The 16,663-nt window shown below is 63.9% G+C and carries 9 protein-coding genes; 4 read left to right on the top strand and 5 right to left on the bottom strand.

Going from position 1 to position 16,663, the window contains the following annotated elements; translation table 11 throughout:
* Positions 1 to 157: 157 nt before the first annotated feature.
* Entirely contained in the window at positions 158 to 1,576 is a 1,419-nt protein-coding gene (locus tag BMY03_RS23640; protein WP_046854430.1) for an amino acid permease, read from the top strand.
* A 94-nt stretch (positions 1,577 to 1,670) separates the two neighbouring features.
* On the opposite strand, the gene BMY03_RS23635 is transcribed toward BMY03_RS23640, so the two are convergent.
* On the bottom strand, positions 1,671 to 3,290 hold the full coding sequence (locus BMY03_RS23635; RefSeq protein ID WP_094012404.1) for an FMN-binding glutamate synthase family protein: 1,620 nt from the start codon (positions 3,288 to 3,290) through the stop codon (positions 1,671 to 1,673).
* A 181-nt stretch (positions 3,291 to 3,471) separates the two neighbouring features.
* Here BMY03_RS23635 and BMY03_RS23630 point away from each other — a divergent pair, with 181 nt between their 5' ends.
* A complete protein-coding gene (locus tag BMY03_RS23630) occupies positions 3,472 to 3,729 on the top strand; it encodes a type B 50S ribosomal protein L31 (protein ID WP_046854432.1) in 258 nt (85 codons plus the stop codon).
* Between the two features lie 31 nt (positions 3,730 to 3,760).
* Here the strand turns inward: BMY03_RS23630 and BMY03_RS23625 are convergent, their stop codons facing one another.
* Positions 3,761 to 8,044, bottom strand: a complete 4,284-nt coding sequence (locus tag BMY03_RS23625) for a DEAD/DEAH box helicase (protein ID WP_094012403.1) — start codon at positions 8,042 to 8,044, stop codon at positions 3,761 to 3,763.
* Positions 8,045 to 8,225: 181 nt separating this feature from the next.
* On the opposite strand from BMY03_RS23625, the gene BMY03_RS23620 reads away from it, so the two are divergent.
* A complete protein-coding gene (locus BMY03_RS23620; RefSeq protein WP_094012426.1) occupies positions 8,226 to 8,639 on the top strand; it encodes an NUDIX hydrolase in 414 nt (137 codons plus the stop codon).
* On the opposite strand, the gene metR is transcribed toward BMY03_RS23620, so the two are convergent.
* Complete coding sequence (gene metR / locus BMY03_RS23615; protein WP_094012402.1) at positions 8,623 to 9,540, bottom strand: transcriptional regulator MetR; 918 nt, start codon at positions 9,538 to 9,540, stop codon at positions 8,623 to 8,625. The two genes, BMY03_RS23620 and metR, sit on opposite strands and share 17 nt — an antisense overlap.
* A 116-nt stretch (positions 9,541 to 9,656) precedes the next feature.
* Positions 9,657 to 15,056, bottom strand: coding sequence for a coiled-coil domain-containing protein (locus tag BMY03_RS23610; RefSeq protein ID WP_094012401.1), 5,400 nt, complete (start codon positions 15,054 to 15,056; stop codon positions 9,657 to 9,659).
* A gap of 197 nt (positions 15,057 to 15,253) precedes the next feature.
* On the opposite strand from BMY03_RS23610, the gene BMY03_RS23605 reads away from it, so the two are divergent.
* Positions 15,254 to 16,243: an alpha/beta fold hydrolase gene (locus BMY03_RS23605; RefSeq protein WP_023629615.1), complete on the top strand. Its 990-nt coding sequence runs from the start codon at positions 15,254 to 15,256 to the stop codon at positions 16,241 to 16,243.
* A gap of 75 nt (positions 16,244 to 16,318) precedes the next feature.
* Here the strand turns inward: BMY03_RS23605 and BMY03_RS23600 are convergent, their stop codons facing one another.
* Positions 16,319 to 16,654, bottom strand: coding sequence for a GlpM family protein (locus BMY03_RS23600; RefSeq protein ID WP_023629616.1), 336 nt, complete (start codon positions 16,652 to 16,654; stop codon positions 16,319 to 16,321).
* Positions 16,655 to 16,663 lie beyond the last annotated feature (9 nt).

Raw genomic sequence — 16,663 nt, 5'->3', positions numbered from 1 at the left:
TGCTTCCTATACTGCTCGCCCCCTTCGACCCGTCGGTGCTGTGTGCCCGGTGGACAGGCCCGCCCACAAGGCGGCCTGGCGAGACGACGCCCCGCCTATCGGCGCGGCCGGTGCTGCACGAAGGTCAAATCCAATAACAAAATGAGGTTGTATTGCTATGCCAGTCGGCAACCACCCTGCCCAGGGCGAGTCCGCCCAGGGCGGCCCGCTCAAGCGCGAGCTGGGCGAACGGCACATCCGTCTGATGGCCCTCGGCGCCTGTATCGGCGTCGGTCTGTTCCTCGGTTCTGCCAAGGCCATCGAAATGGCCGGCCCTGCCATCATGCTTTCCTACATCATCGGTGGCCTGGCCATCCTGGTGATCATGCGCGCCCTCGGCGAAATGGCCGTGCACAATCCGGTCGCCGGGTCGTTCAGCCGCTACGCCCAAGACTATCTCGGTCCGCTGGCGGGCTTCCTGACCGGCTGGAACTACTGGTTCCTGTGGCTGGTGACCTGCGTCGCCGAAATCACCGCGGTGGCCATCTACATGGGCATCTGGTTCCCCGACGTGCCGCGCTGGATCTGGGCGTTGATGGCCCTGGGCAGCATGGGCGCGATCAACCTGATCGCGGTCAAGGCATTCGGTGAGTTCGAGTTCTGGTTCGCCCTGATCAAGATCGTCACCATCATCGCCATGGTGCTGGGCGGCATCGGCATCATCGCCTTCGGTTTCGGCAACGACGGTGTGGCCATGGGCGTCTCCAACCTGTGGAGCAACGGCGGTTTCATGCCCAACGGCGTGACCGGCGTGCTGATGTCGCTGCAGATGGTGATGTTCGCCTACCTGGGCGTGGAGATGATCGGCCTGACCGCCGGCGAAGCGCGCAACCCGCAGAAGACCATCCCCCAGGCCATCGGCTCGGTGTTCTGGCGCATCCTGCTGTTCTACGTGGGCGCGCTGTTCGTGATCCTGTCGATCTACCCGTGGAATGAGATCGGCAGCCAGGGCAGCCCGTTCGTGATGACCTTTGAGCGCCTCGGCATCAAGACTGCCGCCGGCATCATCAACTTCGTGGTGATCACCGCCGCGCTGTCGTCGTGCAACGGCGGCATCTTCAGCACCGGGCGCATGCTCTACAGCCTGGCGCAGAACGGCCAGGCCCCGGCCACCTTCGCCCGCACCTCGAAGAGCGGCGTGCCGCGCAACGCCTTGCTGCTGTCGATCGGCGCGCTGCTGCTGGGCGTGCTGGCCAACTACCTGGTGCCGGAGAAAGTGTTCGTCTGGGTAACCTCGATCGCCACCTTCGGCGCGATCTGGACCTGGGTGATGATCCTGCTTGCGCAACTGAAGTTCCGCGCCGGGCTCACCACCGCCGAGCGCAACGCGCTGAAGTACCGCATGTGGCTGTGGCCGCTGAGCTCGTACCTGGCGCTGGCGTTCCTGGTGCTGGTGGTGGGCCTGATGGCGTACTTCCCGGACACCCGCGTGGCCCTGTACATCGGCCCGGCATTCCTGGTGCTGTTGACGGCGCTGTACTACACCTTCCGCCTGGCGCCCAAAGAGGCGCAGGGTACGGTGAGTACCGCCTCCTGATGAACAAAGCCCCGGCCAGTGCCGGGGCTTTGTTTTCGTGTGGCGACCATCGTGGCCTGGCCTGGGAGCGGGCTTGACCTGCGATGAAGTCTGATCAGGCCGCTACCTCGCTGTGCGGCTCGAAGCTGTCCGCCCGCGCCAGCTGCCACATCCGCGAATAGAACTGCCCGTTCACCTCGCCAGTGAGTAACTCCCCCGGCTTGAGGAACACATGCATCTGCGAGAACAGCTTGATCTCGGTAGCCGAGATACGCCGCACCAGGTGCTTGGCCTCCAGTTGCGCTGGGTGCTCCAGCCCTGCGGCGGCGAGCATTTCGGCCAGGGCGCGCAGGGTGTTTTGATGGAAGTTGTACACCCGCTGGGCCTTGTCTGGCACCACCAGTGCGCGCTGGCGCAGGGCGTCCTGGGTGGCCACGCCGGTCGGGCACTTGTTGGTGTGGCAACTCTGCGACTGGATGCAGCCGATGGCGAACATGAAGCCGCGTGCCGAGTTGGCCCAGTCGGCGCCGATGGCCAGCACGCTGGCGATGTCGAAGGCGCTGACGATCTTGCCGCTGGCGCCGAGCTTGATCTTGTCGCGCAGGTTCAGGCCGACAAGGGTGTTATGCACGAACAGCAGGCCTTCGCGCAGCGGCACGCCGATATGGTCGGTGAACTCCACCGGGGCGGCGCCGGTGCCGCCTTCCTTGCCGTCGACGACGATGAAGTCCGGGAGGATGCCGGTTTCCAGCATGGCCTTGGCAATGCCCATGAACTCCCACGGGTGGCCGAGGCAGAACTTGAAGCCCACTGGCTTGCCGCCGGACAGCTCACGCAACTGGGCGATGAACTGCATCATTTCGATCGGCGTGGAGAAGGCGCTGTGACGCGACGGCGAGATGCAGTCCTCGCCCATCAGGATGCCGCGGGTCTCGGCGATCTCCCTGGTCACCTTGTGCTTGGGCAGGATGCCGCCGTGGCCGGGCTTGGCGCCCTGGCTCATCTTGATCTCGATCATCCGTACCTGCGGGCTCTGCGCCTGGGCGGCGAAGCGCTCGGGGTCGAAGCGGCCATCCGCGGTGCGGCAGCCGAAGTAGCCACTGCCCAGCTCCCACACCAGGTCGCCGCCGTGCTCGCGGTGGTAGGGGCTGATGCTGCCTTCGCCGGTGTCGTGGTGGAAGTTGCCCAGCTTGGCGCCCTGGTTGAGGGCGCGGATGGCGTTGGCGCTGAGCGAGCCGAAGCTCATGGCCGAGATGTTGAAGATCGACGCGGAGTACGGCTGGGTACATTGCGGGCCGCCGACCACGACACGAAAGGCGGCCGGGTCGGCCAGCGGCGCGGGGCGCATGGAATGGCCGATGAATTCGAAGCCCGACTCGTACACATCGATCAGGGTGCCGAAGGGTTTGTCCGAGGCCTCGTTCTTGGCACGGGCATACACCAGCGAGCGCTGGGCGCGGGAGAAGGGCAGCGCATCGCTGTCGGACTCCAGCAGGTACTGGCGGATCTCCGGGCGGATGCCCTCGACCAGGTAGCGGATATTGCCGAGGATCGGATAGTTACGGCGCACCGCGTGGCGCTGCTGCAGCAGGTCGAACACGCCGATCAGGCTCAGGACGCCGGTGGTCAGGGCGAACGGCCACAGCCAGTCGTGGGCGAGGAACGGCAGGCTGGCGAGGGTGAACAGCACGCAGGCGGCGAAGAAGGCGTAACGGCTGAGAAGTGACAGGCTCATACGGGGTCCTTGCGGATGGCTCGGTCAGGCTCAGGGGCCTGGGCAAAGGCCGACCATAGCCCGGTTGGGCGGCGTTTTGCCAGCGCACCGGGCGGCAGAAAAATGAAAACTCGTGTATCGAAAATCATTCGCATTGTGATACGTTATAAAGTATCACTATTGCTTTCCAGGAGATTGCGTCATGAAAGCTGGCATTCACCCCGACTATCGCCCGGTGCTGTTCCACGATACGGCTGCCGATGTGTACTTCCTGATCGGTTCCACGGTGGATACCGATCGCACCCAGGTGCACAGCGATGGCCAGACCTACCCCTACGTCGCGCTGGATGTCTCCAGCGCCTCGCATCCGGTGTACACCGGGCAGCAGCGCAAGACCACGGTGGAAGGGCGGGTGGCCGGGTTCAACAAGCGCTTCGCCGGGTTCCAGGCCAAGGGCTGAACCTGCGGTAGCGGCGGTACACCGCCGCTCTCTAGGTTGCTGTACCGCGCAACAGAAGCTGGCGCCAGTGCTCCTGTTCGCTGGCCGCTGCCTCGACCGCAAACAGGTACTTCCCTGCCACGCGACTGGCGACTGGCACCCCGTCGCGGTACAGCAGCCGATTGCCCGCCACTGCCGGCACTTTCGTTCCCGGCAGCAGTGTGCCAACCAGGTTCAGGGGGTCGCAGCCGCTGACTAACACCAGTTCCCCGCCTGGCGCGCGGTTGCGCACCTGGCGCAGCAACCCTACCGCTTCGGGCAGGGCGAACTGCTCGCCCGCCAGCCCGGCAATGAAGCGCCCCCCGCGGATCTCGCCTCGCGCCTCGAGACGCTGATAGCAGCGCAGCAGTGCGCGCCACGGGGGCAGCACATCGCTCTCGCGCTCCAGCAAGCGCCAGCACACCACGCCATAGCGGCGCAGCAGGCTGCGGGCCACGTGTTCCAGGCGCTGGTCGCTGTCGACCGTGGCGGCCGAGCGGCGCAGCAAGGCCCAGCGCCCGGCATGGACCATACTGCTCGACAGTGCTGGGTGCCCGCGCCGGCTGGTGCGCGGCCTGCGCCTGGCCGCTGGGCTGATGAGGCTGCGCAGGCCGCTGAAACCGTCGGCGCTCGCCAGGCCTGAGCCCACCAGTTCCTGCAGCGCCGATTCCAGTTCGCTGGGCAGCAGGTGGGCTTCATGGGCCAGTTCGTCGAAGAACAGCGCGCCTTGCTCCTGCAAGGTCTGCAGGACCCGATGCGCGCGGGCACCCAGTTGTTCGAGGTCGGGCGCGGGGGTGAGGCTGCGCCACAGCCCCAGTTGCTCGCGGGGCAGCAGCACCAGGGGCGTGCTGGCCAGGGTGCTGGCCGCCAGCGTCGCCGCCAGCCGACTCCAGGCCCACTGGCCGCTGCGGCAGGCCTCATCGAGCCAATGGGGGCTGTAGTCCTTGATTCGCGCTGGCAGCAGGTCGCTCTCCCAGGCCCCGGCGGCGGCGGGAAAACCTTGCAGCTGGGCGAGCACCTCGGATACCGCCTGCGGCCCACGCAGCCGGGTTTCGCCGCTCATGTGCTGCCAGTCGAACAGGAAGCGCAGGTAGTCCTGCAGGCTGACCGGTTCGATCTCCTGGCGCAGGCGTTTGACCGTGTAGCGATGAATACGCGCCAGCAGGTGCCGTTCGCACCACTGCAGGCGCGGCTGGCCGGGGCTGAAATGACCACGCATCACATGGCCCTGGCCCTCCAGGCGGGCCAGGGCCTGTTCGCAGTCGCCGGCCTTCAGCGCCAGAGGTGTCGCGATCTGCTCCAGCGTCATCGGGCCAAAGCCATCTAGGCGGCAGCGCAGCAGTTCCGTGAGGGCGGTATCGCTATCGACGGGGGCGTCATAGCCCGGCAATAGCGGCATGTCCGGTTCCAGGCGAGCATCCGGGTATAGCGTCAACAGCGCCTGCTGGCGCTCACGGGCCAGCCACAGACGGTGTTCGCCCGTATCCAGGCGACAGGCCCGGCCCGCCTTGGCCAATTGCTGCAACAGGTCGCGCCAGGCGCCATTGGCATCTACTTCGTGCTCGGCCACAGCCCCCAGGCTCATCAGCGTCTCATGCATTTCATCGGGGTTGCGAGCCTGGGGCCAGGCTTCGGCCTGCACCGCGGCAATGGCGTCGGCGTCGAGCGCGCCCAGGTCGTCGGCGCTATGCACGTCGCTCCAGCGTCGGTTGAGCACGGCCTGGGTGCGCCGCTCTTCCAGCGGCGCGTCGTCGAGGAAGGTGTAGGGGCGGGCATTGAGGATCGCCGAGGCCAGCGGCGAGGGGGCCGGCAAATCGCGACTGAGCAAGCCTACTTCACCGTGCTCCATGCGCCGCAGCAGCGCCAGCCAGCCTTCGCTGTCCATGGCCTCGTGCAGACAGTCGTCGAGGGTCTGCTCGACCAATGGATGATCGGGGATTTGCCGCTCGCCGACGATGTTCTCCAGGCAGGCGAGCTGGTCGGGAAATACCGACGCCACCAGGTCCTCGCTTTTCATGCGCTGGATCTGCGGCGCCACCTTGCGCCCGCCCACGTAACGCGGCAGGGCCATGGCCACCGCGGCATTCCAGCGCCAGCGCACGCCGAACAGCGGGGCGTCGAGCAAAGCCTGGATCAGGATCGCTTCGGCACTGCCGCTGTTCAGGTAGCGCCACACCTCGTCCAGGTCGAAACTGTGGCTGGTGGACAGTGACAGCACGATGGCGTCCTCGCTGGCCGCCGCCTGCAGTTCGAAGTTGAAGGTGCGGCAGAAGCGCTTGCGCAGGGCCAGGCCCCAGGCGCGGTTGATACGGCTGCCAAAGGGCGAGTGGATGATCAGCTGGGTGCCGCCGGACTCGTCGAAAAAGCGCTCCATCACCAGCGTCTGCTGCGAGGGCAGGGCGCCGAGTACCTGCCAGGTACGGCCGAGGTAATCCAGCAGCTGGCTGGCGCAGGCTTCGTCCAGTTCATAAGTCGCCTGGAGCCAGGCCTGCACCTGTTGAGCGTCGCCGTCCTGCAATTGCTGGTCGAGACGCTGCTGCAGCCGGGCTACCGCAGCAGACAGCTCGTCACTGCGCCCAGGCGCCTCGCCGAGCCAGAACGGAATGGTCGGTGGCAGGCCGTGCGCGTCCTCGACCCGCACCCGCCCGGGCTCGACGCGCAGGATGCGGTACGACGCGTTGCCCAGCTGGAAGATGTCACCGGCAATGCTCTCGACGGCGAAATCCTCGTTGACGCTGCCGATGTTCAGCGCCTGGGGTTCGAGCAGCACGGCGTAGTCGGCCGTCTCGGGGATGGTGCCACCGCTGGTGAGCGCGGTGAGTTGGCTGCCGCGACGCCCGCGCAGGGTGCCGTTCACCGCATCGCGGTGCAGGTAGGCGCCGCGCACCCCCTGGCGGCCGTTGTAGCCCTCGGCGAGCATGCGCAGCAAGGCCTGGTAATGGCGCTCGTCCAGCTCGGCATAAGGCGTCGCCTGGCGCAGCAGGTCGAACAGGGCGCGTTCGGACCACGGCAGGTTGCTGACCTCGGCGACGATTTGCTGGGCCAGCACGTCAAGCGGCGCGTGAGGGATGTGCAAGGTATCCAGCTCGCCCTGGCGCACGCAGTCGAGCAACGCCACGCATTCGATCAGGTCATCCCGCGAGGTGGGGAACAGGCGGCCCTTGGGGGTGCCATTGACCTGGTGGCCGGAGCGTCCGACCCGCTGTAGGAACGCGGCAATCGAGCCGGGCGAGGCGATCTGGCAGACCAGGTCGACATCGCCGATATCGATGCCCAGCTCCAGCGACGCGGTGGCCACCAGCACCTGCAGTTCGCCAGCCTTGAGCCGCTGCTCGGCGACCAGGCGATGTTCCTTTGCCAGACTGCCGTGATGGGCGGCGACCGCGTCGTTGCCCAGGCGCTCGCCCAGGTGACGCGTCAGGCGCTCGGCCAGGCGTCGGGTGTTGACGAATACCAGCGTGGTGCGATGCTCGCGGGCGAGCACCACGAGCCGCTCGTAGACCAGGCTCCAGACATCGGTGGCCATGACCGCGCCCAGTGGCACAGGCGGTACTTCCAGAGCCAGGTCGCGTTGGCGGACATGGCCGATATCGACGATGGCACAGGGCTGTCCGTGGCCAACCAGAAACTGCGCCACGCGCTCCACCGGCCGTTGGGTCGCGGACAGGCCGATACGCCTCAAAGGTCGGCCAGCGAAGGCCTGCAGGCGTTCCAGGGTCAGCGCCAGGTGGCAGCCACGCTTGTTGCCGGCCAGGGCATGGATCTCGTCGACGATCACCGTGTGCACACTGGCCAGCCCCTGGCGACCGGAGGCCGAGCCCATCAGTACATACAATGATTCTGGCGTGGTCACCAGGATGTGCGGCGCCAGCTTGCGCATGGCGGCGCGCTCCTTCTGGGGCGTGTCGCCGGTGCGCACGGCGGTGGTGATGCGCGGGGCCTTGAGACCCAGTTGGGCGAGCTGGTGGCCGATGCCCTCGAGCGGCGCATCGAGGTTGAGGCGAATGTCATTGGACAGCGCCTTGAGCGGCGACACATAGACCACCTGGGTTTGCGCAGGTAGCTCGCCGTCCTGTTCCAGCCCTTGGCGGAACAACTCGTCGAGCACCGCGAGGAAGGCGCTGAGGGTCTTGCCCGAGCCGGTCGGCGCGGCCAGCAGCATCGACTGGCCGGCATGGATCAGCGGCCAGGCGCCGGCCTGGGCTTCGGTGACCGTGGCAAAGCTTTGGCGGAACCAGGTGGCGACGGCGGGGTGGAACAGGTCGAGCACCGGGTGCAGGGGGGCGGGCAGGTTCATGGGTTGGTTATGGCGGGTAAGCAGGGCAATGGCAAGGGGCCGTTCGTCTGCCTGTTCTGGCTCAATCGCGGGGCAAGCCCACTCCCACGACAGCCCTGCCAGGTACTCATGGGAGCGGGCTTGCCCCGCGATTGAGCCTTGTCAGGTATTCTGCGCAACTGGAGTAAACCGAGTGTCCACCATGCCCAATACCATCCGAATCGCCGCCGCCCTGCTCATTGACTCCCAGGGGCGAACCCTGCTGGTACGCAAGCGCGATACCCTGACCTTCATGCAGCCGGGTGGCAAGATCGACCCGGGCGAGTCTCCGGCGCAGGCGCTGGTGCGTGAGCTGCACGAGGAACTGGGGCTGCGCGTCGATCCCGCCCAGGCCGTCCACCTGGGCCGCTTCAGTGCCCCGGCCGCCAACGAGCCGGGCTTTGAAGTCCAGGCCGAAATGTTCCGTGTCGAGTGCCGCGAGGCGGTGGTCCCGGCGGCGGAAATCGAAGAGGTGATCTGGCTGGCCGTCGATCAAGCGAACACGCTGAACCTGGCGCCGCTGACTCGCGACCTGATCCTGCCGCTGTGGCGCGAAGGCTTCAACGCACCGCGCTGACTCCGTCGAGCGTGGCGAACGAGGTGTCCTTGGCGGTCAGCAGGAAGTCGCGCATGTACGGGGCGTCGAGCATGTCGGTGCGCACTGCCGCGTAAAGGGTGGCGAACAACCCTTTGTCGCCCAGTCGCTTGCCCTTCACATAGCCGCGCGAGCTGTACTCGTGCAGGGCCCAGTGCGGCATGCCGCACACGCCACGGCCGCTGGCCACCAGTTGCATCATCATCACCGTCAGCTCCGAGGTGCGCACCGCGGCCGGCTCGATGTCGGCCGGCTCCAGGAAGCGGGTGAAGATGTCCAGGCGGTCGCGTTCCACCGGGTAGGTGATCAGGGTCTGGTCGAGCAGGTCCTCGGGCACGATATAGGGCTTGCCGGCCAACGGGTGCTGGTTGGCAACGGCGAGCATGGCCTCGTAGGTGAACAACGGCACGTACGTGATGCCGGCCAGGTCCACCGGGTCGGAGGTCACCACCAGGTCGAGATCGCCGCGGGCCAGGGCCGGCAGTGGCGCGAAAGCAAAACCCGATGCCAGGTCCAGTTCCACCTCCGGCCAGGCATCGCGGAACTGGTCGATGGTTGGCATCAGCCACTGGAAGCAGCTGTGGCATTCGATGGCCATGTGCAGGCGCCCAGCGGTGCCGCCGGCAAGGCGGGCGATATCACGCTCGGCTCCACGTAGCAGGGGCAGGGTGGCGTCGGCCAGTTGCAGCAGGCGCAGGCCGGCGCTGGTGAAGCGGATCGGCTTGGTCTTGCGCGTGAACAGTGGCAAGCCGAGGCGTTCTTCCAGTTCCTTGAACTGGTGCGACAGCGCCGACTGCGTAAGGTGCAACCGCTCAGCGGCTTCCACCAGACTGTCGGCTTCACGCAAGGCGTGAAGGGTTTTCAAGTGGCGTATTTCCAGCACGGTGAAACTCCAACGATATTCTGGCGCAGGCTGATCAGGAATGTTGAGTTTCTCTCATGTTGATGGTGTCTGTCGATGCATGGCGCGAGGGGCTTGGCCGAGCCCCTCGCGGCCGATCAGAACAATGTCGCGAAGTGCTTGCGGGCAATGGCTCGCGTCAGTTCACCACGCCAGATCTGCTCGACGTGGCTGTCTTGCCATTCCCGCCCCAGGCGCCTTTGAGGGACGGTCTTCAAGTGCGCCTTGACGTACTCGTCGAAGGTGGGATTGGCCTTGTTGAAATGGAAGTGGGCATACCATAGTGGGCGTGGCGAGGCGCCACGGGTATCGAGTACCACAAATTCCTGCAGGAAGTCCCTGCGGCCATCGCTGGTCCGTCGCCGCTCCACCAGCCCGCCCTCCTTCTCGATGCGCACCAGGCCTGCTTCGTGCAAATAATCAAGGTGTGCACTATTGGGTTGGCCCGTACCGATGATGAAGTCGACGCGAAGTGTCTTGCCATACCGCCTTGCCTCCAGTGCCATGTCGCGCAACTGCCGTACCAGGTCGTCGTCATGCGCCTGTTCGGCAATTCGCAGTGCGAGGCTTTCCAGATCGGTGGCCTTGAACTGCATGAGATCATCGAGACTCGCGCCGTCCATGCCTTGATGCGCGTACTGCTGTACCTTGGCTCGATACGCTTGCAGTTCGCCCAATTGCCGTCTGGCCTCGTTACTCAGCTCTTTCAGGGATACGCTACCCCCCGGGCTGGGAGCGGTGTCAGGGTTGGTCAGGGTGAATTTTCCCGAGCGGTCCTGATGATAGATTTCGGTCCGCCCGTTGACCCCGGTGATGCGGTAGACGTTGAGGCTATGCTGGTCGGGTTCACCGACCAGCAGGCGGTTGTCGATGGTCTCGAATACGCGCGGCTGGCTGGTGCCCTTTTTGCTAGCCAGCGGGGCGGGCTTGGTTTTATTGAGCAGCAGCCTCCTGAAATGTGCTTCATAGGCCGTCAGTGACGACTCCAGGCGCTGCGCGGCAGCGTGGTCGATGTACGTTGTGTAGCTGCCGAGCCAGTATTTCAACTGATGACGAAAGCGTTCGGAATGCTGTATCGACGCCGTCATGATGGTTATACGTTGCGTGGCCGAGGCTTGTGTTGCGCCGAGTTGATGCAGGGCATACAGGGCACGATCCAATGTTGTTCGCGGTTCCTTCATCAAGAACTGCAGGCGGATGCCGGCGCCGCTCATCGCGTGGCTAGGTTTGACCAGCAGCGCTGTCAGTTGGCTGACAGTCATGTAGTTCAGGACCGGCTCGCTGAAAGCGCTCAAGGTGCTGTCGACGATTGTCAACAAGTCCCGATGTTCACCAGCTTGATGCACCTGATCGCGCCAGGTGCGTAGCTGGGCGACTTGCTCGCGGATGTCATCCACCGCCGCCAGCGCATGTTGTCGGGCTTGGTTCATGCGGATCCTCAGCTCGGACAGCTGTTCGAAGGCGACCTGGAGCTGTCTGTCATCGAGGCCTGGTGAAAGCTCGATGGATTTTTGCTGAAGACGTTGTTTGAGACTCTCTATCTCATCCATCACGTGACTGAGTTGAGTATGGGCTTCGTCGCTAAGGCGTTGACGACCATTGCAAATGAGTATGGCCAGATCCTTCGCCTGATCTTGAGCTCGTTTGCGAATTCGTCCGGCGGCAACCTGCTGGAATGCCTGGCAGTCACGGTGAATGCGCTCGGCGTCGGCGAGGGTCTTTTCGAGCGAAGCTTTCAGTGACGCGTCGAGTTTTCCCTGTTGTTCCAAAGCGCGCTTCATGTGTTGATTGAGCTCGTTGGCACGGGGCTGCAGTAGCTGCATGTCGCGGGTAATGCTGTCGCGCAAGCGGTTGTGCTGGCGATAGGCGTGGTCTCGCCACCAGCGTGGCAAGCGTTCGCGTATCGCTGCTGGCCAGAGTGGCTCCAGCGTATCGGCTACGCGGCCAAGGGCTTGTCCGCCGCCGCCGCCTGCCCCCTGGCGGTGCACGCCATAGAGGGCGAAATGAGTGTCCCACTGACCGTTCTGGTCTTGAGCGATTGCGCGTTTCCATCGGTGGCGGGTGTTGCCATCTAGTTGCCAGGTGCGGGCGGTCGCGTCCCAGCTCACTTTGTAGGTTTGCTTGCCAACGAGGATGAAGTGTCCTTCGGTATGCCGATAGATGCCTTTGTATTTGCCATGTGTGGCCGTTTTCAGCCCCGCGAGCGATAGAGGCTGCTCATATTCGAGCCCAGTGAAGCGGTCCAGGCTGCGCTGGGGGGATGAATCCTGATACCGGCGGGTGATCAGTTCGCCCTGCCCATGGATGCGACGTATCCCTGTCGCTCGACGCAGAGACGTGCTGCTGATGCCAGTACCGCCTCCGAGTGCATCCATTGCTACATCAATCAACGAGACGATGAAGTCGTTGAGAGCTTGCAGGATGTCACACGACGAACCCGTGGAAAAAGCCTTCACCACCTCAGTTGCACTGACGAATGTGTCATAGATGCTGATCGGCAGCCCCAGGAATGGTATTGCTCCCAATGCGATCTTGAACCCTATGAGCACGCCGGCGCTCTGTTGGGCCAAATGCTCGAAATACAGGTCCAGATTGGAGCGAGCTGTCGCGCGGTGTTCCATCACCAGGCGCCCTCGGTGGCCATCAAGCAGGTGGGCTGCCAGCGAGGTGGTGGCGGGCCAGGCGGCACCTGCGACAATCATGTGTTCGAAATGACGAACCCGCGCTTCGCGTAGCCTTGAGCGATGGGCGTCTGGGTTACCGCTGAGTGCGCGGCTGACGAGGTAGTCGTCGCGCTCATCGAGTAGCGCCTGTCGCGCCTGCTCGAGCGTGGCGTACTGGCGCAGCCCGTGGGTCGGATGATCGGGAAGATAGAGCACGGTGACCTTTCTGATACGGTCTTCGATAAAGGTGATCCCCGAAAGTGTCGTAGGTTGCTCATCGGTATCCTCGCCACCAACGGCCAGCGAGGCGGGCAACAATTGAATGTCATGACCGTCGGCCTGGAAGGCGGTTCGGCTGTCGGCATCGATTGCCACCGACAGGATCGCGTGGCCGATGTTGTCCAAGTCCCCTCGCTGGTGGTAGAGCAGGTTTTGCAACTTCAACAACAAACGGTGCGGCGCAATCAAGCACTCCCTGCGATAGGCATGGGCATAGTCGGACTCGTCGGGATCGCTGAATGCCGCATGTATTGCCGTTTCGTAGCGCCCGGCGAGGTCCAGGCGGCGTGCCAGACTCTGCAGATAGGCGTGATCGAGGCCTTCTTCCATGGGCTGTCCGAGAGGCTGCCCGTCGGCACGCTTGGGCTTGGCGAATCTCAGCCGTTCCAGCATGGTGCTGTCGAGGTTGTTCAACAGCAGGCTCTCAAGGGTGATCTCCTCGGTTTCCTGGCTTGCCGTCAATACAGGCCGGGTTGGCGTGCCTGGAGTGCCGCCACCCCCGACGGGATGATTGCGCCAGCTCGTCGATAACGGCAGTTGCAGAACAATCTGGCCACCGCTGAAATCATCGAAATCCGCTATCAGGGTTTGCGACACCAAACGCTGGCAGAACGCATTGCGCTCCGGCAGATCGCGCTCTATCAGTGCCTGGCTGTCGCGCATGGCGTTGAGATAGTCTTTGGCGAGGGCTTTGAAAGCGTTGCGGGCCTCATCATTCATCTTGGCGAAGGCGGTCGGCGAACTGCCCAGTTTGCTCGCTAGCTGTTGCTCTGCGCGCAGGACAGAGAGCGCCGCCTCCCGGGCACCCTTGCAGGACACCTGCAGGTGTTGGCCTAAACTCTGTTTGGCCTGCACCAGTCCAGGTGCCGCGGCATCGACTCCCTTCTCATTCTGCAGTGCCTGCCACGCCCGGCGTGCGTGCGCCAGTTGTGCATCGAGCGCATGGGCAAGGCTGTCGCCGACGATGGGTTCCAAGCGCAGTGACAGCTTGGGGTCAAACTGGCTCAGGTAGCGAGCGAGGGCAGCTTGGTCATCGCATTGCAAAAGTCCCCCTGGCCCTCCGATCCAGTAGATGGCGAAGGGGTGACGGGTATCGGGCGTGTCCCGGGGCGTACGCCTGGTGATGACGATGACCTCGTGCAGTAGCTGTTCGCGAGCACTGCTCGAGGGATCTTCGGGCGCTGAGCGAAGCACGAGTGAAGCCGTCAGGGGGCTGTTGTCATGGGGGCTGGCTAGTGCTTCGACCAACGCGAGCACGTCAGGCGTCAGTTCGCCCAGCAACGCTTTCATTCGAGCATGGGCAAGCAGGGCTTGGCCGTGAGCTGTCGACAGAGCGGGCGGAGCGTTGAACGGGCGGGCGTCCGAGTGCCATTTCGCCGATGCCAGGATGGCTTCGATCTGGGTCTGAGCGGCCTTGCGCGCAGCGAGCAGGAGATCATGTTGTCGTTGGCACGCCTCAAGGTCCTGATGGGAAAGCCTTGTCAACTTTTCCATTTGTCGAGCGATCATTTGCGCGCGTGTTGAGCAGGGCACCTCCAGGCCAAAAGGGGCCAGCTCGAACAGTGAGGGGCCAGGGAGATCGTCTTGATCGGCAGGTTCAAGGGCTAGCGGCATGGCGAAAACCGTTGAGCAGCGCCAATGATCATGCAGTCGATCTGCTTGCGCCAATGCTGCGCTGGCGTCGCCAAGCTCGTCACCAGGATCATGTTCGAGTGTTGCCAGCAGCCGGGCTTCCAGGCTCACGAACAGGCTGTTGAACCCTTCGTCGATCGAGTCCAGTGCGTTGTAGTGAATTTGTCCTGAAGACTCACCCAGTCTGGCCTCCAGCGCTGGACGTGAGGTGTGATAACTCAGGGTTTCGTTGCTGCCGGGGGAGTACAGGCTCAGCCCGGCTTCACCTTCGATACTGAAGATCAGCGCGCCAGGCTCGCAGGTGGGAGTTTCGATAAACAACTGGCGATCGTCGATCCGTAGCCACTCGGGGTGGTCCATGACACTTAGCACTGGGCGCAGCACTGTCGCCGAGGGATCACTGGCGAAGGCGATCTCGACGGCGGCTTCGAAGTGCCGTTGGTACTGTATGCGCGCCTGTTCCTTTCGACTCCTCGGTGTTCCTTGAGCGCGTTCCCCCCAATAGTTGATCCAGGATTCACGAACGAGAGCGGAGAGATTCAGGGCGGCCAGACGTTCCAGCAACTCGCTGGGCGACTGCTGTAGCGCGTCAGGTACCCCCGTGATAGAGGCGCGAAGGTCAATCATGGAAGTGGGTTTGTGGTGTTGGGCCCAGGCAGTCAACTCAACGAGACCGATACGTGCGGGCTGCTGCGCCGATCCCAGGACCAGGCCGGCTTGCCCGGGAATGATGCCGAGGGTTTTGTTCAGCCATTCACCAATGACCTGTCGAACACCGGGCGCCTGGCCCAGCAGCGCATTGAAGATTCGTTGCTGGTCTTCGCATGTTTGACGTGCTTGATGGACAACCGGAGAGTCCGGCGGCACGGCATGCATCGGTAGGGACGCGAGGGAAAAGGGGAGGGAGGGGGTCAGCTCGTACATCGAAGGATCCTTCTTGAGAGTTACCGGAGCGGGCAACGTCATTGAAGGAAAGGGACACGTCTGCTGGGTCGTAGTTAATTGTCGTGTCCGGCTATTGGGCAGGATTCATCAAAATGTCACGGTTTTGTGGCAGCGCGCCGGGAGGAGATTCATCACAATCTCGCGCTACTGGGGATCTGCATTCTGGTGTTGCTTTCATGTGGTTACTTTTCTTCTTGCTACTGGTCAGCGTACCGGCGAGCTTCGCCGAAGGCCGCTGTGATGTTCATGCACCTGTGCAACGGGCGGAGCTGGGCGAGCTGAGCCTGGTGTACCAGAGCGTCGGTGCGCCCCGAGACCCCGTTCTGCTGTTGGTGATGGGCCTGGGCGGGCAACTGATCCACTGGCCGGATGACGTGGTCGAAGCCCTGTGCCGTCAAGGCTTTCGAGTGATTCGCTACGACAACCGCGACGTCGGCCTGTCACGCTGGAACCAAATGCCGGCTTCGGCGAACCTGACAATCGAACTGCTGCGCTACAAGCTGGGGCTGCCTGTTTCGGCACCTTACAGCCTGACGGACATGGCCAATGATGGCTTACGTCTCATGGATGCACTCGAGGTCCGCCAGTTTCATGTGCTGGGCGTGAGCATGGGCGGCATGATCGCGCAGCATCTCGCCGCCATGGCGCCGGAGCGGGTGCGTAGCTTGACGCTGGTGATGTCCAGTTCGGGCGCGGTTGGCCTGCCGGCCCCTGCCCCGGCCCTGTTGCAATTGCTGGCGCGACGCAGTGCACCGAATCGTGAGGTGGCTATCGCGCAGCAAGCCGAGTTGCTCGCGGCGTTAGGTAGTCCCCAGGTGCACGATGACCGCGCTGCCCTCATCGAGCAGGCTGCCGTGGCCTATGACCGGGCATTCAATCCGCAGGGGGCCAAACGCCAGATCATGGCGATTCTCGCCGAACCCAGCAGGGTGGAGTTGCTCAACCAACTGCGGCTACCAACATTGGTGGTGCACGGAACGGCCGATCCGCTGTTGCCAGTGATGCATGGGGTACACCTGGCGGCACACATCCAGGGCAGCCAGTTGCGGCTGATTCCGGGGCTGGCGCATCGGTTCCAGGAGCCGTTCAAGGCGCCCCTGCTGGGGGTTGTGCTCCCCTACCTACAGGCGCATCGGCAGGATGTCACGCATATCGCCGGGCTTTAGCGCGGTGGTGCACGATAACGACTGGAGCAAGCCCACTTCCACCACGGCTGGGCGCAGGTTTAGCCCGCAGTTCGTTCAATGCACTCTCACCCATAGGCTCACCAGCAGGGTCGCAGCGACCAGCCAGGCTACCGTGGCCAGGGCCAGCGAGGCCTCCAGGCGCATGCGCTCAACCAGTACGTACAGCGTGGCCAGGTACACGAAGTAGGGGATGATCGACCACATTCCGAACAGGATGGTGGTTTTCAGATCCTCCAGCGACCGTCCCTTGCCAACAATGTAGTGGGCTATCAGGGCAAAGGTAGGAAACAGCGGCACCAGGCCGGCAATGTAGTAGTTGCGGGTTTTCGACAGGATGGCCAGGAGGAGCACCACGCCCGCGCCCAGGGCCGCTTTGAATGCCAAGTCCACGTTAAACTT

The sequence above is a fragment of the Pseudomonas soli genome (genome assembly GCF_900110655.1).
GTDB lineage: Bacteria > Pseudomonadota > Gammaproteobacteria > Pseudomonadales > Pseudomonadaceae > Aquipseudomonas > Aquipseudomonas soli.
The sequence above is the reverse complement of the archived record's forward strand: the minus strand, read 5'-3'. Positions and strand labels throughout refer to the sequence as shown.